The 21,441-nt window shown below is 64.0% G+C and carries 20 protein-coding genes; 14 read left to right on the forward strand and 6 right to left on the reverse strand.

Annotated features, from left to right (window positions below):
* Positions 1 to 14: 14 nt before the first annotated feature.
* Both G5C33_RS17160 and uvrB read right to left on the reverse strand, forming a co-directional pair.
* Positions 15 to 1,553, reverse strand: coding sequence for a pentapeptide repeat-containing protein (locus tag G5C33_RS17160; RefSeq protein WP_206518586.1), 1,539 nt, complete (start codon positions 1,551 to 1,553; stop codon positions 15 to 17).
* A 125-nt stretch (positions 1,554 to 1,678) separates the two neighbouring features.
* A complete protein-coding gene (gene uvrB / locus G5C33_RS17165; protein ID WP_165328259.1) occupies positions 1,679 to 3,871 on the reverse strand; it encodes an excinuclease ABC subunit UvrB in 2,193 nt (730 codons plus the stop codon).
* A 105-nt stretch (positions 3,872 to 3,976) separates the two neighbouring features.
* Here uvrB and G5C33_RS17170 point away from each other — a divergent pair, with 105 nt between their 5' ends.
* Positions 3,977 to 4,549, forward strand: a complete 573-nt coding sequence (locus tag G5C33_RS17170) for a DUF3617 domain-containing protein (protein ID WP_165328260.1) — start codon at positions 3,977 to 3,979, stop codon at positions 4,547 to 4,549.
* 24 nt (positions 4,550 to 4,573) lie between these two features.
* On the opposite strand, the gene G5C33_RS17175 is transcribed toward G5C33_RS17170, so the two are convergent.
* Positions 4,574 to 5,158 (reverse strand): hypothetical protein, encoded by a 585-nt coding sequence (locus G5C33_RS17175; protein WP_165328261.1) that lies wholly within the window; start codon positions 5,156 to 5,158, stop codon positions 4,574 to 4,576.
* Between the two features lie 38 nt (positions 5,159 to 5,196).
* Here G5C33_RS17175 and ligA point away from each other — a divergent pair, with 38 nt between their 5' ends.
* The 6 genes from ligA to G5C33_RS17205 all read left to right on the forward strand — a co-directional run bounded on the left by ligA (position 5,197) and on the right by G5C33_RS17205 (position 14,011).
* Complete coding sequence (gene ligA, locus G5C33_RS17180; protein WP_165328262.1) at positions 5,197 to 7,329, forward strand: NAD-dependent DNA ligase LigA; 2,133 nt, start codon at positions 5,197 to 5,199, stop codon at positions 7,327 to 7,329.
* A gap of 150 nt (positions 7,330 to 7,479) precedes the next feature.
* A complete protein-coding gene (locus G5C33_RS17185) occupies positions 7,480 to 9,945 on the forward strand; it encodes a TonB-dependent receptor (protein ID WP_165328263.1) in 2,466 nt (821 codons plus the stop codon).
* A 181-nt stretch (positions 9,946 to 10,126) separates the two neighbouring features.
* On the forward strand, positions 10,127 to 11,224 hold the full coding sequence (locus G5C33_RS17190) for a sensor histidine kinase (protein ID WP_165328264.1): 1,098 nt from the start codon (positions 10,127 to 10,129) through the stop codon (positions 11,222 to 11,224).
* Positions 11,221 to 12,021: a LytR/AlgR family response regulator transcription factor gene (locus G5C33_RS17195; protein ID WP_165328265.1), complete on the forward strand. Its 801-nt coding sequence runs from the start codon at positions 11,221 to 11,223 to the stop codon at positions 12,019 to 12,021. Before G5C33_RS17190 ends, G5C33_RS17195 begins: the two co-directional genes overlap by 4 nt.
* A 96-nt stretch (positions 12,022 to 12,117) precedes the next feature.
* Positions 12,118 to 12,462 carry a hypothetical protein gene (locus G5C33_RS17200; RefSeq protein ID WP_165325333.1) on the forward strand — a complete coding sequence of 115 codons (345 nt, stop codon included), beginning with the start codon at positions 12,118 to 12,120 and terminating at the stop codon, positions 12,460 to 12,462.
* 25 nt (positions 12,463 to 12,487) lie between these two features.
* The gene (locus G5C33_RS17205) at positions 12,488 to 14,011 is read left to right on the forward strand and encodes a methyl-accepting chemotaxis protein (protein WP_228275113.1); all 1,524 of its coding nucleotides are present in this window, start codon (positions 12,488 to 12,490) and stop codon (positions 14,009 to 14,011) included.
* A gap of 17 nt (positions 14,012 to 14,028) precedes the next feature.
* On the opposite strand, the gene G5C33_RS17210 is transcribed toward G5C33_RS17205, so the two are convergent.
* Both G5C33_RS17210 and G5C33_RS17215 read right to left on the reverse strand, forming a co-directional pair.
* The gene (locus G5C33_RS17210; RefSeq protein WP_165328267.1) at positions 14,029 to 14,289 is read right to left on the reverse strand and encodes a DUF3297 family protein; all 261 of its coding nucleotides are present in this window, start codon (positions 14,287 to 14,289) and stop codon (positions 14,029 to 14,031) included.
* Between the two features lie 96 nt (positions 14,290 to 14,385).
* Positions 14,386 to 14,766 (reverse strand): hypothetical protein, encoded by a 381-nt coding sequence (locus G5C33_RS17215; RefSeq protein ID WP_165328268.1) that lies wholly within the window; start codon positions 14,764 to 14,766, stop codon positions 14,386 to 14,388.
* A gap of 155 nt (positions 14,767 to 14,921) precedes the next feature.
* Between G5C33_RS17215 and G5C33_RS17220 the strand changes: the two genes are divergently transcribed.
* The 3 genes from G5C33_RS17220 to G5C33_RS17230 all read left to right on the forward strand — a co-directional run bounded on the left by G5C33_RS17220 (position 14,922) and on the right by G5C33_RS17230 (position 17,070).
* A complete protein-coding gene (locus G5C33_RS17220) occupies positions 14,922 to 15,323 on the forward strand; it encodes an EVE domain-containing protein (RefSeq protein WP_165328269.1) in 402 nt (133 codons plus the stop codon).
* Between the two features lie 108 nt (positions 15,324 to 15,431).
* Positions 15,432 to 16,178 (forward strand): carbonic anhydrase, encoded by a 747-nt coding sequence (locus G5C33_RS17225; RefSeq protein WP_165328270.1) that lies wholly within the window; start codon positions 15,432 to 15,434, stop codon positions 16,176 to 16,178.
* Between the two features lie 301 nt (positions 16,179 to 16,479).
* Positions 16,480 to 17,070, forward strand: coding sequence for a methyltransferase family protein (locus G5C33_RS17230; protein ID WP_165328271.1), 591 nt, complete (start codon positions 16,480 to 16,482; stop codon positions 17,068 to 17,070).
* An 8-nt stretch (positions 17,071 to 17,078) separates the two neighbouring features.
* Here the strand turns inward: G5C33_RS17230 and G5C33_RS17235 are convergent, their stop codons facing one another.
* Positions 17,079 to 17,651 (reverse strand): hypothetical protein, encoded by a 573-nt coding sequence (locus G5C33_RS17235; RefSeq protein WP_165328272.1) that lies wholly within the window; start codon positions 17,649 to 17,651, stop codon positions 17,079 to 17,081.
* A gap of 184 nt (positions 17,652 to 17,835) precedes the next feature.
* Here G5C33_RS17235 and G5C33_RS17240 point away from each other — a divergent pair, with 184 nt between their 5' ends.
* From G5C33_RS17240 to G5C33_RS17255, 4 genes are all read left to right on the forward strand, one after another.
* A complete protein-coding gene (locus G5C33_RS17240) occupies positions 17,836 to 18,369 on the forward strand; it encodes a DUF2975 domain-containing protein (RefSeq protein WP_165328273.1) in 534 nt (177 codons plus the stop codon).
* The gene (locus G5C33_RS17245; protein ID WP_165328274.1) at positions 18,369 to 18,593 is read left to right on the forward strand and encodes a helix-turn-helix domain-containing protein; all 225 of its coding nucleotides are present in this window, start codon (positions 18,369 to 18,371) and stop codon (positions 18,591 to 18,593) included. The genes G5C33_RS17240 and G5C33_RS17245 overlap by 1 nt, the downstream gene beginning before the upstream one ends.
* Positions 18,594 to 18,772: 179 nt before the next feature.
* On the forward strand, positions 18,773 to 19,984 hold the full coding sequence (locus G5C33_RS17250) for a mechanosensitive ion channel family protein (protein ID WP_165328275.1): 1,212 nt from the start codon (positions 18,773 to 18,775) through the stop codon (positions 19,982 to 19,984).
* 261 nt (positions 19,985 to 20,245) lie between these two features.
* The gene (locus G5C33_RS17255; RefSeq protein WP_165328276.1) at positions 20,246 to 21,430 is read left to right on the forward strand and encodes a hypothetical protein; all 1,185 of its coding nucleotides are present in this window, start codon (positions 20,246 to 20,248) and stop codon (positions 21,428 to 21,430) included.
* The last annotated feature ends 11 nt before the right edge of the window (positions 21,431 to 21,441 follow it).

Consider the following 21,441-nt stretch of genomic DNA (forward strand, 5'->3'; position numbering starts at 1 on the left):
TTAGCGCGGGGGGCTCAACCGGGTTCATCGGCGGGAGCGGCAGAATCGTCGTCGGGCGGGAGGTCGGTGGGTTTATCATCGTCATCGACGAAGATCGCACCGCGTTCGTACCATTTGCGGCGTTCGGCATTGCGCTCGGCTTCGCTGCGTTCGTCCCAATTCTCGGCTAGGCGTGTTCTGGCATCAAACCGCGCGCCTTCGAGATGCGCCCGCCACAGGTACGCGCCTTCGAGATGCGCCTGCCGTAGGTCCGCCCCTTCGAGATGCGCCTCCCCCAGGTCCGCGTCTTCGAGATGCGCGCGCGCCAGGTACGCGCCTTCGAGATGCGCCTGCCGCAGGTCCGCCCCTTCGAGATGCGCCCGCCGCAGGTCCGCGCCTTCGAGATGCGCCCGCCGCAGGTCCGCCCGCAGGTCCGCGCCTTCGAGATGCGCCTCCCCCAGGTCCGCGTCTTCGAGATGCGCCTCCCCCAGGTCCGCGTCTTCGAGATGCGCCTGCCACAGGTGCGCGCCTTCGAGATGCGCCCGCCGCAGGTCCGCCCGCAGGTCCGCGCCTTCGAGATGCGCCCGCCACAGGTCCGCGCCGACAAAGGAGCATCGCGCAAGCGACCGCGATGCAGTAAACGTTTGACGTGACAAATCTATCCAGTCGAACCGCCGTGCGTTGAGCGGAAAGCCGGGGCCGGGATTTTCCACCCGGAACTTGCCCAGGAACGCCCTACGCTCTCCAAGTGGCAGCGAGCCGAAGTCGAATTCCTCTCCCTCGGCAACCGGATAGGCCAGCGAAGCCGCTTCGCGCAGATCGGCGCCGAAAATGGACGCAGCTTCGTCACGCAGGATGTTCAGCCGTTCGCGATCGACGGCACTGAGCTTGGCCTCAAACATTGGCAGCTTGAAGCCAATTTCCCTTCCCACTCCGTTTACCTTTGGCTTCGTAGCTCGAAAGGCGTTCATCGCCTGCAAATGCCCGATACGCTCCATCGCGGCCGCATGCCCGGCAACAAGCAGTTCAAAGGCGGGACGCCGGAAACTCTCGCCATATTCGCCGCGCAGAAAGCCGCGCAGCTGATGCAGCGACGCGATCTGAAGCTGCTCGCGTGCCTCTGCGGAAAGCGTTTCCGGCAAGGCGCCCGACGCGCGGAGCTGAACCTCCTGAAACTCCTTGAGATTGATGTCCTTGCGCTGATTGTCGATCTGGGCGCGGACGTTGCTGTCGCGCCAATGCCAGAGGAGATAGAGGACGGGCAGGCCGAGCAGGAGCACAACCGCCTGCACCCGATCCTTCCATTGCGGGGCATCACCTTCGTCGGGGAAGAAGACCGGGCCGAAAAAGTCGCCGCCCGCGATGGCTTGCCAGCCGGTTCGAACCATGTCGAAACCCGCAAGAAGCTCCAGCGCCCGGATCGCGAGCAGCGTTGCCAGCACAACCCCGAGCAGCTTCAGCGCGCGATGGCGCCGCCGCGTCTCCAGCCGCGTTGCCATCCTGCCGCGCAGCGCCGCTCCGCGCGCGCGTGCGCTTCGCCATGCTTCCGCTATTCGCCCGGTCTTCTTCGCCATCCCGCCCCCTTTGCGCACAGGTGACGAAGATGCCGACCAGTATCGCAGGGGCATCATCTTGCGGCACGGTGGATGCCGGAACAAGTCCGGCATGACGGTTTTGCGGATGTTGGTGGCCTCGGCCTTTACCGCCGACTGCCACCCCCGAATTTCTTCTGCGTCTTCCCGTACCGCATCTTGCGCGTTCCCGGCTTGCCCTCGTTGCTGCGCCCCATCACCGGCGCCTTATGGTCCTCGGCGGGCAGGCCGAGTTCCTCATTCTCCAGCGACCGGATCTGGTCGCGCAGGCGGCCGGCTTCCTCGAACTCCAGGTTCGCGGCGGCGTCGCGCATCTTCTTTTCGAGTTCCTCGATATAAGCGCGCAGATTGTGGCCGACCATGTGCGGGCGATCGGCCTCGATCTCGACGGTCACCTGATCCTTGCTCGACACATGGGCGATGATATCGCCGATATTCTTGCGCACGGTTTCGGGGGTGATGCCGTGTTCGGCGTTATAGGCGAGCTGCTTTTCGCGGCGCCGGCCGGTTTCGTTCAGCGCGCGTTCCATGCTGCCGGTCATGCGATCGGCATAGAGGATGACGCGCCCATCGACATTGCGCGCGGCGCGGCCGATCGTCTGGACGAGCGAGGTTTCGGAGCGCAGGAAACCCTCCTTGTCCGCGTCGAGGATCGCGACCAGCCCGCATTCGGGGATGTCGAGCCCTTCGCGCAGCAGGTTGATGCCGATCAGCACGTCATAGACGCCCATCCGCAGGTCGCGGATCAGCTCGATGCGCTCCAGCGTCTCGACGTCGCTGTGCATGTAGCGGACCTTGATCCCCGCTTCGTGCATATATTCGGTCAGGTCCTCGGCCATCCGCTTGGTGAGCGTGGTGACGAGCGTGCGATAGCCCTTCTCCGCAGTCGCCTTGCACTCCTGGATCAGGTCCTGCACCTGTTCCTCGACCGGCTTGATCTCGACGGGCGGATCGACCAGCCCGGTCGGGCGGATCACCTGTTCGACGAAGACGCCACCGGTCTGCTCCATTTCCCAGTTCCCGGGCGTCGCCGAAACGCTCACCGTCTGCGGGCGCATCGCATCCCATTCGTTGAAGCGCAGCGGGCGATTGTCGATGCAGCTCGGCAGGCGGAAGCCATGTTCGGCGAGCGTGATCTTGCGGCGATGGTCGCCGCGCGCCATCGCGCCGATCTGCGGCACCGTCTGGTGGCTTTCGTCAACGAACAGCAGCGCGTTTTCGGGGAGATATTCGAAGAGCGTGGGCGGCGGTTCGCCCGGCATGCGTCCGGTGAGGAAGCGGCTGTAATTCTCGATCCCCGCGCAGCTTCCCGTCGCGGCGATCATCTCGAGGTCGAAATTGGTGCGCTGTTCGAGCCGCTGCGCTTCGAGCAGCCGTCCCTCGCTCTCCAGTTCCTTCAGCCGCTCGGCGAGTTCGAAGCGTATCGCCTCCATCGCCTGTTTGAGCGTGGGCCCCGGCGTGACGTGGTGCGAATTGGCATAGACGCGAATGCGGTCGAGGCTCGCGACTTTCTTGCCGGTCAGCGGATCGAATTCGGTGATCTCCTCGATATCATCGCCGAAGAAGGAGACGCGCCAGGCGGTGTCCTCATAGTGCGAAGGGAAAATCTCCAGATTGTCGCCGCGCACGCGAAAGGTGCCGCGCGTGAAGGCCGCGTCGTTGCGCTTATACTGGAGCGCGACCAGCTTGCGGATGATCTCGCGCTGATCCTGCACATCGCCCTTCTTCAAGTCGAAGATCATCGCCGAATAGGTTTCGACCGAGCCGATACCGTACAGGCACGATACCGACGCGACGATCAGGACGTCGTCGCGTTCCAGCAGCGCGCGGGTGGCCGAGTGGCGCATCCGGTCGATCGCTTCGTTGATCGAGCTTTCCTTCTCGATATACGTATCGGTGCGCGGGACGTACGCCTCGGGCTGGTAATAGTCGTAATAGCTGACGAAATATTCGACGGCGTTCTCGGGGAAGAAGCTCTTGAACTCGCCGTACAGCTGCGCGGCGAGGATCTTGTTCGGGGCAAGCACCAAGGCGGGGCGCTGCAGCGCCTCGACCACCTTGGCCATCGTGAAGGTCTTGCCCGATCCGGTGACGCCGAGCAGCACCTGGTCGCGCTCGCCCGCCAGCGCCTGTTCGACCAGTTCGGGAATCGCCTGGCGCTGATCGCCCGAAGGTTCATATTCCGACACCAGCTTGAACTTGCGCCCGCCCTCGGCCTTTTCGGGGCGGTTCGGGCGATGGGGTACGAAGCTTTCGCCGGTTTCCGGCTCGTCGAGCGTGGTACGGATCTGAATGGCCATGCCGGGGATATGGGGCGATCCGTCGCGCGCGCAAAGCTTCGCCGTTGAATTTCGGCGGCGGAAGCTTCAGGGGGCTTTGCGAATGGGATCGAAGGAGTTTTTGTGATGAGGCATTTGCTGGCAACCACGGCACTGGTGATGCTTGCGGCATGCAATGGCGGCGAACCCGCGCAGGAGGAAGCTGTGAATGCGACTCCGGGCAATGTCGCGATGGCGAACGCCTCTTCCGAACAGGCGACCGAAGCGGCGCAGCAGAACAACCCGATGCTGCCGGGCCTGTGGGAGCAGAAGACCGAGATCACGTCGCTGACCGTGATCGGCGTGCCCGACAATATGCGCCAGGCGATCGAACAGAACACGCGTCAGCTGGGCGACCTCACCTCGCGCCAGTGCTTCGACAAGGAACAGGCGGCCAAGGGCGGGCTCGACGCGATGATCAGCTCGGGCGGCAGCTGCACCTACGACCGGCTGAACATGTCGGGCGGCGAAATGGACGTTGCCTTTCATTGCAGCACGCCGCAGCAGGACGAAGTGACCGGCACGATCACCGGTACGTCCGGCCCCGAATCGTCGGACGTCACGCTCGAATCGCAGACGCGCATGGGCGCGATCGACGGCGGCCTGATCGGCATGGAAATGCACATCACCAAGAAGCGGATCGGCGACTGCCCGGAATGATCCGGGCCGCCTTCACCGCGCCGCCTATTGCTGGCGGCGATAGGCGATCCGCCACATGACCAGGCCGATCAGCGCGGCCGCCACTGCGATCACGCCGCTGGTCGCGGTCGCGCTGAGCCAGCGATAGAGCAAGGCGCGATTGTCGGTAGGCGGCATATCGAGCAAGCCGAAGCCATAGGTCTGCGCGCCGACGAAGATCGCAAGCGAAGCAATCGCGCCGACGATCGCCGCATGGCGCGGCCTGCGCCAGCCGGCGACATGCATGACGAGCCATAGCGGCCCTGCAACGGCGGTGATGCCGAGCCCCATCAGCACCGATCCCAACGCCCAGGCGGCGGCGAGCGCAAGCGGATCATATTGTCCACCGCGCAGAACCAGACCGAGCACGATCAGACCGCCCAGGGCGCTGCCTGCGGCAAGCGACCAGCCGGCTCTTTCGATGGTGGCTTCATAGCGGCGCGGCATCGGCGCCTGATTGGACACGACGGAAAATTCCTCCCGGCGCATCGTGTAGCCGCCGCATCGCCCCGCCTCAAGCCATTGCACGCCCGGCATCGCATCGATTCGGCACGATTTTTTAACCATGTTCGCGGCCGGAGTTCGCAGCATCGCTTGCCCGATGCGCAAGGCCGATCTACGCGAAACGCATGGAATCGCTGCCGCGCACCGACGAAGAAGCCGCCGCCGAGCTTGCCCGGCTCGCCGAAACCATCGCGCATCACAACCGGCGCTATCATACCCAGGATGCGCCCGAGATCAGCGATGCCGAATTCGATGCGCTCGTGCGGCGCAACGGCGAGATCGAAGCCGCCTTCCCGCACCTGATCCGCGACGATTCGCCGTCGCGCCAGGTGGGCGCCGCGCCATCGGGGCATTTGTCCGAAGTCGCGCATGCGCTGCCGATGTTCAGCCTGAACAACGGCTTTTCCGACGCGGACATCGCAGATTTTCTGGGCCGCGTGCGCCGGTTCCTGGCGCTGGCCGACGATGCGGACGTGCCGCTGACCGCCGAACCGAAGATCGACGGGCTTTCCTGCTCGCTGCGCTATGAAAAGGGCGTGCTGGTCCAGGCGCTGACGCGGGGCGACGGTCGGGTGGGCGAGGACGTGACCGAAAATGTCCGTACCATCGCCGACATTCCCGGTCGCCTGCCCGAAGGCGTGATCGGCACGCCCGACGTGTTCGAAGTGCGCGGCGAAGTCTATATGGCCAAGCAGGATTTCGCCGCGCTCAACCGGCGGCTGCGCGAAGAGGCGGCCGACCCCGAAAAGGCGCGGCAGTTCGCCAATCCGCGCAATGCCGCCGCCGGTTCGCTACGCCAGAAGGACGCATCGGTGACGGCGTCGCGCCCGCTGCGTTTCCTCGCCTGGGGCTGGGGCGAGGTGAGCAGTCTGCCCGGCGAGCATCAGACTCACGTGATCGCGGCGATCGAAAAGCTGGGCTTTCCGGTGTCCGATATGTTCGTCGGTCCGGTGGATCTTGCCGCGGCGCTGGAACAATATCGCCGCATCGAGGCACGGCGCGCCGACCTGCCCTTCGACATCGACGGCGTCGTCTACAAGATCGACCGGCTCGACTGGCAGGAGCGGCTGGGCAGCGTCGGGCGCGCGCCGCGCTGGGCGATCGCGCACAAATTCCCCGCCGAAAAGGCGCAGACGACGCTCGAGAAAATCGACATCCAGGTGGGCCGCACCGGCAAGCTGACGCCCGTCGCGCGGCTCGAGCCGGTGACGGTGGGCGGCGTCGTCGTGACCAACGCCACGCTGCACAATGCCGACGAGATCGAGCGGCTGGGTGTGCGGCCGGGCGACCGGGTAGTGGTGCAGCGCGCCGGGGACGTGATTCCGCAGATCGTCGAGAATCTCACGCCCGAGGCGGAGCGCGAGGCATGGCGCTTTCCGACCGAGTGCCCCGAATGCGGCTCGGCGGCCGAACGCGAACCCGATGAAGTCGATTATCGCTGTTCGGGCGGCCTGATCTGTCCTGCCCAGCGCGTCGAACGGCTGCGCCATTTCGTGTCGCGCCACGCGCTCGATATCGAAGGTCTGGGCGTCGTCCATATCGAGAGCTTCTTTCGCGACGGGCTGATCACCACCCCCGCCGACATTTTCCGCATCGGCCGCGAGGACCTGCTCGAGCGCGAGCGCTGGGCGGAAACCAGCGCCGACAATATGATTGCCGCGATCGATGCGCGCCGCGATCCGCCGCTCGACCGATTCCTCTTCGCGCTGGGCATCCGGCATGTCGGCGAAATCACCGCGCGCGACCTGGCGCGCCGCTGGACGAGCTGGACGGCGTTTCGGGAGATGATCGATCGCGGGCTGGCGAAGCGAAGCGACATGACGCCGGCGCTGGGCGAAACCGACGCCAAGTTCGCCGAACGCGTCGGCAAGGAACTGGCGGCGATCGTCGAAACCGCCGGCGTCGGCCCCGAAGTGGCGCGTGCCCTGTTCGATTTCTTCGGCGAGCCGCACAATGACGATGCCGTCGCCGACCTGCTCGAACAGGTGACGCCCGCCGACGTCGTCCATGAAACGCGCGAGTCGCCGGTTTCGGGCAAGACTCTGGTGTTCACCGGCACGCTCGAGACGCTGAGTCGCGACGAAGCGAAGGCCCAGGCGGAGGCTCTGGGTGCTCGCGTTGCCGGATCCGTATCGGCCAAGACCGACATGGTGATCGCCGGGCCGGGAGCCGGATCGAAGTTGAAAAAGGCGCAGGATCTGGGGATTAGCGTCATCGACGAAGCCGAATGGGCAAGGATCGTCGCCGCTGGTCAGTGAGACTTTTTTGCAACGCAGCACGACGCTTTCACGATCGCGGCGATTCTGCCCGTTGCTTGCAACGAAACTGTCATCCAGTGCGCTCAAGGGCGATCGGAGACGGCGACAAGCCGCACGTGAGACCATTCCGTGTTCCGAAAAGGGGAATATATGCGCAACAAGCTTCTTCTTGGCGTAGCCTCCGCTGCGCTCATGATCCCGGGCGCTGCCTTCGCGCAGTCGACCGGCTCGATCGAATTCGGCGAAGAAATCGTCGTCACCGGTGAACAGGACACTTCCGTCGGCGGGGTCGAGATCCCCGACACGCCCAAGGCGAAGACGGTTCTGACGCAGGAAGTCATCCAGCGCCAGCGTCCCGGTCAGACGGTCAACGACATCGTCAACCTGTCGCCGGGTGTCAGCTTCCAGAACAACGACCCCTGGGGTTCGTCGGGCGGCTCGTTCACCATCCGCGGCTTCGACAGCTCGCGCATCTCGCAGACGGTTGACGGCATTCCGCTCAACGACTCGGGTAACTACGCGCTGTACACCAACCAGCAGATGGACCCCGAAACGATCGAAATGGTCAATGTGAACCTCGGCTCGACCGATGTTGACAGCCCGACCGCATCGGCCGTCGGCGGCACGATCAACATCCGTACCCGCGTCCCCAGCGACGATTTCGGCATCATGTCGAGCTTCAGCTACGGCAACATCGTCGCCAAGGGTTCGTCGTGGGAGCGTCCGTATTTCCGTGCGTTCGGCATGGTCGATACCGGCGATCTGACCGGCATGGGCACCAAGGCGTGGTTCTCGGCTTCGTACACCACGTACGAAAATCCGTTCAACAACTACGGTGAAGTCGAAAAGAAGCAGTTCAACGGCCGTATCTATCAGGAAATCGGCGCGAACGGCGACTTCGTTTCGGTTTCGGGTCACTATAACGAAAACCGCAACAACTTCTTCGGTTCGCAGTCTTACAACGCTGTCAAGGACTATGACCGCGAAGATCGTTTCTACGAAATCGACTATCCCTGCACGGTCGATCTGCCGACCGCCGGCGTGGCCGATGTCGACAACAATTGCGGTGCCGAATTCGATCGTCGTTTCAATCCGTCGAACACCGGCAACATCCGCGGTTCGTCGCGCTTCACGCTGTCGGACGGCCTGATCCTGACCGTCGACCCGAGCTTCCAGTATGTGAAGGCCAATGGCGGCGGTGACGAGGAGCTTCTCGAAGGCTTCCGTACCATTGGTGGCCAGCAGTATACCGGCTTCATTTCGGGCCGTTATTACTATGGTCGTGACCTCAACGGCGACGGCGACATGCTCGACGAAGTCACCGGCCACGATCCCAGCCAGACGCAGACCCGTCGCTACGGCGTCATCGCCAACCTGGCCTATGACCTGACCCCGGCGCATCGCGTTCGTCTGTCCTACACCTTCGATCGCGCCTATCACCGTCAGACCGGCCAGACCTCGGTCGCGCTGCCCAACGGTGACATCGCCGACGTCTTCCCGGTCAACGATCCGCTCGTCACTTCGGACGGCTTCGTGCTCAACAAGCGTGACCGCAAGTCGTTCGCGACCCTTCATCAGGTGTCGGGCGAATATCGCGGCCGCTTCTTCGAAGACTCGCTGACGCTCGTCCTGGGCCTGCGTGCGCCGTTCTTCACGCGTGACCTCGACCAGCGCTGCTACACCACCAGCGCCAGCGGCTATCTCGACTGCATCGGCGGTCGTGACGCCAACTATGAAGCGAACAACCCGAACGCCGCCATCCCGCAGGAGCGTACCTACAAGTACGACAAGCTGCTTCCGAATGTCGGTTTCACCTACCGCTTCACGCCGGAAATGAGCGTGTTCGCCAGCTTCACCCAGGGCATCTCCGTCCCGGGCACCGACCCGCTGTACAACTCGCTCTACTTCCCCGCCGCGAACGATCCGCGTCCGGCGCCGGAACTGACCGACTCGTTCGATGCGGGCTTCCGCTATCAGAGCGGCAACGTTCAGGCGCAGCTCGCCGGCTGGTACACGCAGTATCGCGACCGTCTGGCCACTGCCTATGATCCGCTTCTCGACGAAGTGATCTACCGCAACCTGGACAAGGTGAAGAAGTACGGCGTCGACGCCAGCGTCGCCATCCGTCCGATCCCCGAACTGCTGCTCTATGTCTTCGGTTCGTATCTGGGTTCGGAAATCGGCGAGGACATCCAGGCCGGCACGTCGTGCAGCTCGGGCGATACCGCCCGCGGCATCTGCTATGTCAGCGGTGGCTTTGCCTACTACACCACCGGCGGCAAGGAAGAATCGGGTTCGCCGAACTTCACCGTCGGCAGCCGCGTCCAGGCCGATCTGGGCGACTTCTCGATCGGCGGTCAGGTCAAGTACACCGGCAAGCGCTGGCTGAACGACGTCAACGACGTCCGCGCCGACGGCTATACGCTGGTTGATATCGACCTGCGCTACTCGCTGGCGTCGCTGGGTCTTGGTGAGAGCTATCTGCAGCTCAACGTCACCAACATCTTCGACACGGTCTATACGGGCGGCTTCGGCGGTTCGTTCACCGACGACAGCCCCTATGTGCAGATCGGCCCGCCCCGCGCGGCCAGCATCTCGCTCATCACGGGCTTCTAAGAACTTCGGTTCCTAGGACTGTAACGGGCCGCCGCTCCCACCGGAGCGGCGGCCTTTTACGTTTCGGCTACCAGGTGAACGGAACCAAGGTGCCCGCCTGACCCTTTTGCGGAGACGCGCGGCAATGCTAGTAGCGGATCAGCATGCAACGAACGGGCCTTGGGGGCGTATCTTGCCCTGGATGAAACCTGCCATTTTTTCCCGGCCCTTTTTCGAGGACAAGAGCCGCGCCTTCTGGCGGCTGCAGGCGGTGGGCTGGAGCGGCTACATGCTGCTGCGCATCGTCTCCAACATCTCGAATACGGGCCTCGCGATCGAAGGCGTGATCCGCGTCCTGATCGAATCGATCATCGGCTATTGCCTGACGCTGCTGCTTTCGACGCTCTACGGCTATTTCCGCCGCCTGCCGCGCATTTCGGGCATCTTGCTGACCATCGCCACGCTGCTCCTCGCGACGCTCATCTATGCCGTGCTCAATGCCTTCACCCTGTCGGTGATCCGCGACGCCGAGCCGGGCATTTCGCTGGGGCTGGTGCTTGGCAATGTCTTTCTCAACTTCATCGTCCTCGCCGGCTGGTCCGCGCTCTATTTCGGGATCAATTTCTATCTGGTCGTCGAATCGCAGACCGATCAGCTCAAGCTGCTCGAAAACCAGGCGAGTTCGGCGCAGCTGGCGATGCTGCGCTATCAGCTCAATCCGCATTTCCTGTTCAACACGCTCAATTCGATCTCGACCCTGGTGCTGCTCAAACAGACCGAGCGCGCCAATGTGATGCTTTCCCGCCTCTCCTCCTTCCTGCGCTACACACTCGCCAACGAACCGACGGCGCATGTCACGCTGTCGCAGGAAACCGAAACGCTCAAACTCTATCTCGAGATCGAGAAGATGCGGTTCGACGACCGGCTGCGCCCCCATTTCGATATCGATCCGCGCGTCGCCAAGGCACGGCTGCCCTCGCTGCTGCTGCAGCCGCTGGTCGAGAACGCGATCAAATATGCCGTCACGCCACAGGAGGAAGGCGCCGACATCACCGTTTCGGCGCGTCTCGCCGGGGAGCGCGTGCATATCGCCGTCACCGATACCGGGCCGGGCTTGACGGAGACGCGGCTGAGGCCGACCTTATCGACTGGCGTGGGGCTCGCCAACATACGGGAACGGCTCGCACAGGCGTACGGGCCGGACCATCGATTCGAAGCGAAATCGAACCCAGGGAAGGGGTTCAGCGTTGAGATCGAAATCCCGTTCCAGATCGAGGAACCCGCACGAGAGGCAGCATGACCATCCGAACGATATTGGTAGATGACGAACCGCTGGCGATTCAGGGACTGGAGCTGCGGCTGCAGGACCATGAAGACGTCGAAATCGTCGACAAATGCTCGAACGGCCGCGAAGCGATCCGATCGATCAAGACGCACAAGCCCGATCTCGTCTTTCTCGACATCCAGATGCCCGGTTTCGACGGCTTTTCGGTCGTCCAGGGGCTGATGGAAGTCGAACCGCCGCTGGTGGTGTTCGTAACCGCCTATTCCGATCATGCGATCCGCGCGTTCGAAGCGCAGGCAGTCGACTATCTGCTCAAGCCGGTCGAGGAATCGCGGCTCGCCGACACGCTCGAACGCGTCCGCCAGCGCCTGTCCGACAAGCGCGGGCAGGAAGAGATCGAGAAGCTCAAGGGCGTGCTTGCCGAAGTCGCGCCCGATGCCGCCGAAGGCTATGCCGAGACCGGCGAGGCGCCGTCGGCCGGCCGCTACGAGAAGCTGATCAACATCAAGGATCGCGGCCAGATCTTCCGCGTCGATGTCGATACGATCGAGCGGATCGATGCCGCCGGCGATTATATGTGCATCTATACCGGGCAGGACACGATGATCCTGCGCGAGACGATGAAGGATCTCGAAAAGCGGCTCGATCCGCGCCGGTTCCAGCGCGTCCACCGCTCGACCATCGTCAACCTCGATCTGGTTCGCCAGGTCAAGCCGCACACCAACGGCGAATGTTTCCTGGTGCTCGATTCGGGCGCGCAGGTGAAAGTGAGCCGCAGCTATCGCGACGTGGTGGCGCGCTTCGTCCATTGAGTGACAGCGGGCCGCCCGGCGCGGCCCCGCTGTCCGTAATTTCCCCCATTCCCGCAGCATCGCCGCGCTCTCGATTGGCTGCGTCTATAATGGCGTATGCGCGCTTTCTGGAGCACCAGAGGTAGTCGACTGGGACGGCTTGGCGGCTGGACGATTCAGCTTGCCTTGCTTGCCGGGGTCGGGCTGATCGCAATCGCGCCGCCCTCACGGGGCGTAATGCTGCTCGTGCCGGTGGGCGCGGGGCAGGGAACCAGTGCCCGGGTCGCGGCTGCTGCTGGAGCACGCATCCTGGGCGCCGGTCCGGTTCACGGCTCGCTCTACGTTCTGGGCACGCGCAATCTAATAATCCCGAACGCCGCGGCGAGCGGCACCATGGTTTTCGGTGGTCGATATGTCGGGTGCTCAGGAATCGAGGCAGGTTTTGAACAAGTCCCTGTTTAACGACGTAAGCCTGGAAGGGCTGCGCATGAGCGGTATGCGGCTGGTGACGATCGCGATCGTCCTGGTAGCGCTCGCAAGCGTGATCGGCGAATTCGCCGTGGGGCGGATGGACGCCGCATCGATCCTGCTCGCGCTCGCGCTTCCCGTCTATCCCGTGATGCTGGCGTTGCGCGGCAAATGCGATTCGCAGGCGCGGATGATCGCAACGATCACCTTCACTGCGCAGCCGGCGCTGCTGCTCTACGTCTTCCGGGGCGCTGCCTGGCAAGTCGACCTTCACATGATCTTCTTCGCCGCACTGGCGATGGCGGCGACAATGATCGACTGGAAGGCGATCATCGCCGGTGCCGCGGTGGTGGCGGTGCATCACCTGCTGCTCGGCATGGCCGTGCCCGAATGGGTATTTCTGGGCGGCGGCGGATTTCCGCGCATCCTGATGCACGCCGTCATTCTGATCGCCGAGACGGTGGCGCTGGTGTTGCTGACGCTTCGCTTGGTCCAATTGCTCGAAGCGCTCGCTGTCGAAGAGTCGCGCCGTGCCGAAGTGGCCAAGGCAGCCGATACCGAACGCGAAGCACGGTCGGCCGAGCTGGAACATGTCATCGCGACGGTTTCGGATACGCTCCAGGTCATTTCCCAGGGCAATCTCGCCCAGCATTTCGATGCCGACCTGCCCCCGGCCTATGCGGCGCTGCGCGGTCATTTCAACGATACGCTGGGCAGCCTGCGCGAACTGATCGGATCGGTGCTCGAACGTGCGGCGGCGATCCGCGACGGATCGAGCGAAATCGCCGCGACCTCCCAGGATCTGGCGCGCCGCACCGAGAGCAACGCCGCCAGCCTCGAGCAAACCACCGCGGCCATCCAGCAGCTCGACGACCGGCTTCGCGCCATCGCCGCATCGGCGGGCAGCACCGTTTCGCGCGCTTCCGAAGCGATTTCCTCGGTCGACAGCGGCCGCAGCACCGCCAGCGATGCCGTGCGCAAGATGAACAGCGTCCATGAAAGCGCCAAGGGCATCGACGCCGTGATCGAGGGACTCGACAAGATCGCCTTCCAGACGCGCGTCCTTGCCATGAACGCGGCGGTCGAGGCCGGTCGCGCAGGCGAAGCAGGGCGCGGCTTCGCGGTCGTCGCCGATCTCGTCTCGGCGCTCGCGATGCGCGCCGAGGAAGAAGCCAAGAACGCCCGCGACCAGCTGAGCGTGACTCAAGCCGATATCGAGGAAGCCGTAGGCGCCGTCAGCAAGGTCGACGGGTCGCTGGCGCAGATCGTAGACCGAGTTTCCGAAGTGCACAGGCTGATTTCGGGCATGGCCGACGAGAACCGCGCCCAGGCGGTGGTGATCACCCAGATCAGCAGCGCCATCGGCGACATGGACCGCGCGACGCAACATAATGCCGCAATGGTCGAGGAAAGCTCCGCCGCCGCGCAATTGCTGCGCGAGCAGGGGGAGATGCTTTCCTCCGCCGCGAACCGTTTCCAGATGCCCGCAGCCGCCGGACAGCGTCCGCGACCGGCGGTGACCACCAGCACCACGCTGCACTGAGGCCGTGAGCGAAGCGGTTATTCCGCTTCGTTCTGATCGCCACCCTGTTCGTACCAGGCCTCTACCGGGCCGGAGAGCTTGATCGTCAGCGGCTGGCCGTGGCGATCGACTTTCTTGCCCAGCGCGACACGGATCCAGCCTTCGGAAATGCTGTATTCCTCGACGTCCTTGCGCTCGGCACCCTTGAAACGGATGCCGACGCCGCGCTGGAGGGCCTGCTGGTCGAAATGGGGGCTCTTCGGATTGATCGAGAGCCGATCGGGAGGCGTGTCGCTCATGGTCGCGCCTCCTGACGCAAAAGCGCGGTGATTTCCAGCCCGGAATCGCGAAGGGCGCGAATCGCGATCCACGCCCTTCTTCCATCCCGGATGCGATCAGCGGCAATAGCGGACGCGCACCATGCGGCGTTCATACCGGTCCCAGACGCGCCGGATCTCGCACCCGCGATAATTGTTGCGGCGATACTGGCGCGCATAATAGCCGTTCGCCGGATAATAGCCGCGCTGACGATAATAGCGGCGATCGCGATGGCGGCGGCGATCATAACGACGATCGTAGCGGCGGTCGTTGTTGCTGTCGGCGATGGCGGCACCGATGACGATGCCGGCAATCCCCGCGACGATCGCCGTCCCCGCATCATTGTCGCGATGGCGGTCATGGTGGCGATAATGCTGCGCCTGCGCCGGAGCGGCCGTCGCGAGCGCGGCCGTACCGATGGCAGTGGCAATGCTTGCCTTGGTGAAAATATTGGCCATGTCTCTTCCTCCTGTGTCCTGTGCGCGGTCGAAAGAGCGGCGAAGGGGCAACGCCACACGCCACGCGATGAATGTCCGTTATACAGAAGCGCAACTGAACTCGGCGGGAATGCCCTGTTCATTTCAGGTTTAGGGCAGTGTTTGGAGGGATCGGCATGCAATACTGGCTTATGAAGTCCGAGCCGGAAAGCTATAGCTGGGACGATCTTGTTCGCGACAAGGGTGCCGAGTGGGACGGCGTGCGCAACGCGGCTGCCGCAAAACATCTGAAATCGATGCGCGTGGGCGACAATGCTTTCCTGTATCATTCGGGAAAGCAGAAGGCCGTGATCGGCATCATGGAAATCGCCCGCACCGCGCAACAGGACGGACCCGACCCGCGCTGGGTATCCGTGGCAGTGATTCCGCTGGCACCGCTGCCCCGCCCGGTGCCGCTTGGCGAAATCAGGGCCGAACCGGCGCTGGCGGGGATGGCGATGCTGCGCCAGAGCCGCCTGTCGGTCAGCCCCGTGGCGCCAGCGGAATGGGAAGCGATCCGGGCGCTGGCCGCGCGCTGATCGCCGGCGCGACGAAAAGAGGGTTAACCGCGTCTCTACGGCGCCGGAGGCCTCGGCGCGTCTCCTATAATTTCCGCAGGAGACCAATCGCCCCCGGAGAATGCCCCTATGAAACTTGCGATCGCCGCCGCCGCCGGCGCCGCCGCCCTCGCCCTTGCCACCGTCGCGATCGCCGGCGAAGCCGCGCATTGGGGCTATGACGGCGAACACGGCCCCGATCATTGGGCCGAAATCGCGCCCGAATTCGCGATGTGCGGCGCGGGCCGGATGCAGTCGCCGGTCGATCTGGGCGTGCCCACCGCCGAAGCGCATGTCGAAGTGATCGCCGGCTATCGCGCCACGCCGCTCAATCTCATCAACAACGGCCATACGGTGCAGGCGAATTTCACGCGCGGATCGCGGCTGGTGAGCAGCGGTGACGCCTATGACCTGCTCCAGGTGCATTTCCACACGCCTGCCGAACACGCCGTTTCGGGCAAGCGCTATCCGCTGGTCGCGCATTTCGTTCATCGCAACGGCGCGGGGCAGCTCGCCGTGCTCGGCGTGTTCTTCGAACAGGGTGAAGCCAATGCCGAGCTCGCCAAGATCGTCGCCCATGCGCCGCAGGCCGCGAACGGCGCCGCCGCAGCGAGCGACGTGATGCTCGACCCGGACGGGATCGTCCCGCACGACCTGAAGGTGTGGCGATACATGGGTTCGCTGACGACGCCGCCGTGCAGCGAAGGCGTCAACTGGCACGTCGCCGAACAGGTGATGACCGCCAGCCGCGAACAGATCGAAGCGCTCCACGCGCTGATGGGCGACAATGCCCGCCCGGTGCAGCCGCTTCACAACCGCCTGCTGATCAAGGGCTGATCGCCGCGAAACCGCGCTGGCCGGGCGAGTTTCCGAAAAGCGCGGTTTTCCGTGCCAAGTTCGCACCGGGTCCCGACGCAACATGCGCGCGCCCGCGCCCGCGCCCGCGCTTACAGGCGCACGCGTACGCGCGAGGCGCGTGACGCACGCGCGAAGGGCACGCAGGAGGCGGAGGATAGCCATTGCGCGAACATATCAGGAACAACCGACTGTAGGACAGCGAAACCGACTCCGATTCGGATCGTGTGGCAACGCCCCTGCGCGACTATGCCTTTGCAGCGGGCGATGGCATGCTGACCGCGTGACGCCGGTCGACCATCTCGCCTATGCCGCCGCATGGCTCGCCTTCGGAATGCTGCACAGCATGAGCGCGGGCGCGACCGCGCGGCGCGGGCTTGGGCGATTGCTCGGGCGGTGGCATCGGATCGGCTATAATCTGCTCGCCACGGGTCAGCTGGCGGCGGTGCTCGCCGTCGGCGCGCTGGTGAGCGCCGACGCACCCGGCTGGAGCCGCCCGCCGTTGCTGATCGCGGCGCAGGCGGCGATGCTGGCGCTCGGTGCCGTGCTGGGCGTAATCGCGCTGCGCAGCTATCGCGCCGGCCCGTTTCTCGGCTCGGCGCAATTGCGCGGCGAGGACGACGATGGCCAGCCGCTCGCGATCGACGGGCTGCACAGACGCATGCGCCACCCGCTCTATACCGCGGCGATGCTGATCCTCTGGGGCCTGGTGCGCAGTGACGTCAGCTTTGCGACCGCGCTCTGGGCCAGCCTCTATTTCCATGTCGGAAGCCGTTTCGAAGAACGCCGCCTGATCGCGCGCTATGGCGATGTCTATCGGCGTTACCGCCGGGAGGTGCCCCGCTTCCTTCCGCGGCTGTTCGGAACCGGCTAGTCCGCCGCTCACGGCAATATCGGCACCGAAGCCGCCGCTTCGTCGGGGTCGACTTTGCCGAGCGGGATCGCGATGCGTTCGCCTGCGATCGGTTCGTCGTTGCCGCCCAGGCCCAGCGCCGATCCGATATCGCCGACCAGTGCGAAGGGATTGGTCGCCTCGCCCGGCGCCTCGCAACAATCATCGACTCCCGTCAGCTTTCCCAGCCCGCGGATCAGTGCCGTGCCCGCGCCGAACAGGTTGATGCCCGTGGTGCATCCTTGCGACCGCGTTGCGCAGGGCGCCACGGTGGCGGCGAGCGCGCCGCGTCCGCTCAGTTCGGGATTGCTCGGCATCGGCCGGTCGGGCGGAGCGCGTTCGCCGGGCAAGGGAAGCCGCGCGCTGCCTTCCGCCCGTTCGCCGCAGACGACGATTTCGTCCTGCGCCGCCGTCCGCTGGGTGGCGCAGGGCGCGGCGAGGACGGACCAGCGCTGCGTGCCGTCCTCCCCCGTTTCGGGGCGGGTGACGGTGGCATCGGTGTCCGCCGCCTGTGCCGGAACGTCCTGCGGCACGGCAAGGAACAGCATGAGCGCGATCGGCATGCGGGGAGCTCCGTGGTTGGATCCTGAGCGGTTGCTATCACGCAATTGCGGCGAAGCCATGCGCAAAACAGGCGGGACACGGACGGCATGCGCATCGCGGTTTATCGCTTTCCAATAAAATACTTGCCGAATATCGATAAGTGCAATATATCGATTCGCGATAAACAACATATTGGAGATCGATATGACCCGAGACACCGGGACCGATTGGGCAGTGCGCATCCTGCGCGGTGCGCTGATGCTGTTCCTGCTGCTGATCGGCTTTGGCGTCGTGGCGATGGCGCTGATCACGGTGGCGGCGGGAGTCGATCCGGGCCTGTTCGCCGAAATCGCCGGACAGCCGCGCGATATCTCGCCAACCAATGCCTATCTGCTGTTCCTCGCCGCGATGGCGGGCGGGATCGTGCTGCTGCTGCTCGCGGTGGATTTCGTCCGCAAATTGCTCGCGGTGCTCAATTCGGTGCGGGCGGGCGATCCGTTCGTCCCCGCCAATGCGGTGCGGCTGCACGCGATGGCACGGCTGATGCTGGTGATCGTCGTCGGCGGGTTCGTGCTCGAACTCTATGCGCACTGGATCGACAAGCGCCACGCGGTGTCGATCGGCATCGACAGCGGCAACCCGGCAAGCGGCCTGCTGCTCGTCCTGGTGCTGTTCGTGCTCGCGCGTGTGTTTGCGCAAGGCACAGCGATGCGCGACGATCTCGAAGGGACAGTGTGATGCCGATCCGCGTGAAGCTGGACGACATGCTGCATGCACGGCGGCTGACGCTTTCGGAGCTGTCCGCTCGAGTCGATATCACGCTTGCAAACCTTTCGGTGCTCAAGACCGGCAAGGCGAAGGCGATACGTTTTTCGACGCTCGAGGCGATCTGCCGCGAACTCGATTGCAAGCCCGGCGACATTCTCGATTACGAGGATGGCGACGAAACGGAGGACGCATGATGCGCGTGACGATCCGGTTCCTCATCCCGCCCTATCTGCTGGCGGTAACGTTGATCGCCGTCGTGGCGCTGCTCACCCAGGGCTGACGCGGCACCCGTGAACCGACGCACGGCTTGCCTCGACGCCCTCCCCTTCGGTAGGCGGCGCGCGACGGAACTGGTTTAGGGACGGCGCAAACGATGGAAAGCCTGGCAGGCGCATTTTCCGAGCAATCCCCGTGGCTGCAATCACTGATCGGGCTGGTGCTGCTGGCGCTTGCCGCGTTGCTCGCCAATTTCATCCTCAAGCGCGTGCTGCTGCGCATGGCCGCGCCGTTCCTCGACGCGCGCAGCAACACCGCCGACAAGGCGGCGGCGCGGCTGGCGACCATCGTCCCGCTGCTCATCGTCGGCTATGGCATCGAACATGTGCCGCACCTGCCGCTGGCGCTGGTGACGGTGGTGAAGAATGTCGCGGCGGCGTCGATCGTCGTGACAGTCGCCGTCGCGCTCGCCGGGGCGCTCGATTACGTCAATGAACTCTATCAGCGCCGCCCGGAATCGAAGAGCCGCCCGATCAAGGGCTATGTCCAGGTGCTCAAGATCGCGATGTTCTGCGGCGCCGCGATCCTGGTGATCGCGACGCTGATGGATCGCTCGCCGCTGCTGCTGCTCTCGGGCCTCGGCGCGATGGCGGCGGTGCTGATGCTGGTGTTCAAGGACACCATATTGTCGCTGGTCGCTTCGGTGCAGCTTTCGTCGAATGACATGCTGCGCGTCGGCGACTGGATCGAAATGCCGCAATTCCAGGCGGACGGCGACGTGATCGACATCGCGCTGCACACGGTGAAGGTGCAGAATTTCGACAAGACGGTCACGACGATCCCGACACACCGGCTGATTTCGGACAGCTATCGCAACTGGCGCGGAATGCAGCAGGCGGGCGGGCGACGGATCAAGCGCGCCATCTACCTCGACCAGAACACGCTCGGCTTCATGACCGAGGAGCAGCTTGCGGGGATGGAGCGGTTTCAGCTGCTCAAGCCCTATCTGGAAAGCAAGGAGGCCGAGATCCGCGCGTGGAACGCCGCCGCGCTGCCCGGCGACGCGGACGCGGTGAATGCGCGGCGGATCACCAATATCGGCACGTTCCGCGCCTATATCCTGGCCTATCTCAAGGCGCATGACCGCGTGCACAATCATCTGATGATGCTGGTGCGCCAGCTCGATCCCACGCCGAGCGGGCTGCCGCTCGAAGTCTATTGCTTCGCGAAGACGACCGACTGGGAGACCTATGAGGCGATCCAGTCGGACATTTTCGATCACTTGCTGGCGATCCTGCCCGAATTCGGGCTGCGCATCTTCCAGGAGCCGAGCGGACGCGACCTGCGGGCGTTGGGAGCGAGAGGATAGCGCCACGCGACGGGCCATGCGAACGGCCCAGAAGCGACCTGATGCTACAAAAAGCGAAGATCGCAAGGTGATCGTGGAAATCGCGCTGGCGCACACTTTCCTGCTTTGCAGCTATCGAAACTAACCCTAGGAAGGAAATCGAGATACTGCGGGGGCGGAATCGTCGTGTCAGCGAGAATAGCGAGCGGCTTCTCGATTGATTGCATTCGCATATGGCCTGGCCGGTTCAGGGAATGGCTGAACCACAAAGAGGGCTGGCGGTTGCTGCTATGGCTTGTGGTGGTGACATTTGCCGTATTGACCGGCGCGCAAGTAATACCGAAGGAAAGCCAGAAAATCGACGTGCGACCGGACTTTTCCGGGCCGGTTCGAAACGGGCACATTACGCTTAATCCCAGCGCGGATATCAAACGTTCGCTGCTTGCAGCGAACTTCGACTATCGCCGTCCTGTGGAAACGAACATCGATACGCTGCTGCGAACCGGTTTCATTTCCCGGGCGTTCATGCTCGCCTATCTCGGCAACGATCATGCCGCGATGGTTCGTGTGGCTCGCCATGTCGGGGAACAATCCCGCGAGGCGGAAGGGCCTCCTCCCTATGCTTTCCTGACAATGGTCGATCAGACTTTGCTGGCCGAAGGCGATTTATGGGAACAGCTGGGCAATCGCGAATTGGCGCTGCAACGATACTATCAGTATTTTGCGGTGCTCCATGCCCTTGGCGCGATTGCATTCGACCCCTCCGTCAAGAATCTTCCGCGGCGGTTGACTATTGTCAGGATCAAGATTTTTCAGCTCAAGAAAGGTATGCAAGGGCGAACCGCGTTCATCACGCGCCAGCTGGAATCCTTCTTTGACGATTTCCGCTGGCGCTGGCCCTATGCCGCGTATCGCAAAACGCTGGAGACCCGGCCGCCGGCGCGGGCTTCGGATGAAGTGGCGCAGTTCGACCATTGCCTGGAATCCGCCGATCCGCACGGATGGGACCGATTTGCACCGCCTGCTCCGCAGGATTGCGACTCCGATCGGTTCGCGACGCGATGGGGGTACGACCTGTTCGGCGCGATCCTGGCATTTGACCACATGCACCGCGCCCTTGCGCACACCCAACGGATCGAACAGGATTCGAAGCCCCGTATCGCCGCGACCGCCACGATTGTCTCGCTATCGCAAGTCTTCCAATTCATCGGCGACGTGGGCAGGCGCGCGCCCGAGGCGACCTTCCTGGTCGACGATCTGGTTGCTGATTTCCTGTCGCCCGAGACCGGCGCGACGCCCGAGGAATATCAAGCCAATCCGGGCGGGGAGGCGCTTTCGGTGGCAAATCTTCAATCGCTGTTGTGCGGAACCGGATTGATCGCACCCAACAATGCGGCAAGTTTCGATCGTCAGCCGGAACTGATCGCGCGCGCAGCGGAACTGGGCGTCTCATGCGGCCTGAAGTAATCCGCCACACG

The sequence above is a fragment of the Sphingosinithalassobacter tenebrarum genome, assembly GCF_011057975.1.
GTDB classification, from domain to species: domain Bacteria; phylum Pseudomonadota; class Alphaproteobacteria; order Sphingomonadales; family Sphingomonadaceae; genus Sphingomonas; species Sphingomonas tenebrarum.

Excerpts from the sequence above, each read along its gene's own strand:
- G5C33_RS17240 (WP_165328273.1), top strand. The coding sequence starts at position 17,836 with ATGACCCGAGACACCGGGACCGATTGGGCAGTGCGCATCCTGCGCGGT.
- G5C33_RS17170 (WP_165328260.1), top strand. The coding sequence starts at position 3,977 with ATGAGGCATTTGCTGGCAACCACGGCACTGGTGATGCTTGCGGCATGC.
- G5C33_RS17160 (WP_206518586.1), bottom strand. The coding sequence starts at position 1,553 with ATGGCGAAGAAGACCGGGCGAATAGCGGAAGCATGGCGAAGCGCACGC.
- G5C33_RS17220 (WP_165328269.1), top strand. The coding sequence starts at position 14,922 with ATGCAATACTGGCTTATGAAGTCCGAGCCGGAAAGCTATAGCTGGGAC.
- uvrB (WP_165328259.1), bottom strand. The coding sequence starts at position 3,871 with ATGGCCATTCAGATCCGTACCACGCTCGACGAGCCGGAAACCGGCGAA.
- G5C33_RS17250 (WP_165328275.1), top strand. The coding sequence starts at position 18,773 with ATGGAAAGCCTGGCAGGCGCATTTTCCGAGCAATCCCCGTGGCTGCAA.
- G5C33_RS17210 (WP_165328267.1), bottom strand. The coding sequence starts at position 14,289 with ATGAGCGACACGCCTCCCGATCGGCTCTCGATCAATCCGAAGAGCCCC.
- G5C33_RS17225 (WP_165328270.1), top strand. The coding sequence starts at position 15,432 with ATGAAACTTGCGATCGCCGCCGCCGCCGGCGCCGCCGCCCTCGCCCTT.
- G5C33_RS17185 (WP_165328263.1), top strand. The coding sequence starts at position 7,480 with ATGCGCAACAAGCTTCTTCTTGGCGTAGCCTCCGCTGCGCTCATGATC.
- G5C33_RS17235 (WP_165328272.1), bottom strand. The coding sequence starts at position 17,651 with ATGCCGATCGCGCTCATGCTGTTCCTTGCCGTGCCGCAGGACGTTCCG.
- G5C33_RS17200 (WP_165325333.1), top strand. The coding sequence starts at position 12,118 with ATGCGCGCTTTCTGGAGCACCAGAGGTAGTCGACTGGGACGGCTTGGC.
- G5C33_RS17195 (WP_165328265.1), top strand. The coding sequence starts at position 11,221 with ATGACCATCCGAACGATATTGGTAGATGACGAACCGCTGGCGATTCAG.
- G5C33_RS17245 (WP_165328274.1), top strand. The coding sequence starts at position 18,369 with ATGCCGATCCGCGTGAAGCTGGACGACATGCTGCATGCACGGCGGCTG.
- G5C33_RS17190 (WP_165328264.1), top strand. The coding sequence starts at position 10,127 with ATGAAACCTGCCATTTTTTCCCGGCCCTTTTTCGAGGACAAGAGCCGC.
- G5C33_RS17175 (WP_165328261.1), bottom strand. The coding sequence starts at position 5,158 with ATGCTGCGAACTCCGGCCGCGAACATGGTTAAAAAATCGTGCCGAATC.
- G5C33_RS17205 (WP_228275113.1), top strand. The coding sequence starts at position 12,488 with ATGAGCGGTATGCGGCTGGTGACGATCGCGATCGTCCTGGTAGCGCTC.
- ligA (WP_165328262.1), top strand. The coding sequence starts at position 5,197 with ATGGAATCGCTGCCGCGCACCGACGAAGAAGCCGCCGCCGAGCTTGCC.
- G5C33_RS17215 (WP_165328268.1), bottom strand. The coding sequence starts at position 14,766 with ATGGCCAATATTTTCACCAAGGCAAGCATTGCCACTGCCATCGGTACG.